Origin of the sequence: Streptomyces narbonensis (assembly GCF_014649015.1) — a bacterium.
Lineage (GTDB): Bacteria > Actinomycetota > Actinomycetes > Streptomycetales > Streptomycetaceae > Streptomyces > Streptomyces narbonensis.
The window spans coordinates 1-576 of the sequence record NZ_BMSF01000171.1 but is presented as its reverse complement, the minus strand read 5'-3'; the positions used below and the strand labels follow the sequence as shown (position 1 = coordinate 576).

The window sequence follows — 576 nt, the reverse complement described above, 5'->3', positions numbered from 1 at the left end:
CAATACTAAAACTAACTTTTGAATGAGGATCAACTAATACTTTACCGAATTCAATACTAAAACTAACTTTTGAATGAGGATCAACTAATACTTTACCGAATTTTAAAATAACTTTCTTAACAGTATTTAATTTAAATTTTCTTGCTAATGTTAAACAACATGAATAAAATAAAATGTATGTAATTCTACCTCTTAATGTGGTAAAATTGGTAGCTAATCTATAATAGTTTATAATACCTCTACCAACAGCTAAGTAATGCATTAAAATGGTTTTCATTTCTTCATGAATTAATCTTCCAACCCCTCTGGGTTTTCCTAAAATACCATGAGAACAATAGCCATGTTTATTTAATTTTATTACAATACTTCTAATAGGGGCATTAACAACTAAACTAGTATGATGTCTAACCCTAATAAAATTATCACCTTTTTTAATCATTCTATAAGGTCTTTTTTCTCAAGGTGTAACTTTTACATCATACCCTAAAAAACTAACTCCTTCTTTAGAATGTTTAATAACGGATTTATCTATATTAATTGACATACCTAAATTTTCTTTTAAGAAGTTATTAATAT

At 25.7% G+C, this 576-nt stretch carries 1 protein-coding gene; it reads right to left on the bottom strand.

The features are described 5' to 3' along the window. Positions 1–439, bottom strand: a 439-nt coding sequence (locus IE124_RS36405; protein WP_229833201.1) for a group II intron reverse transcriptase/maturase, incomplete at its 3' end; no start/stop codon positions are given. Between the last annotated feature and the right edge of the window lie 137 nt (positions 440–576).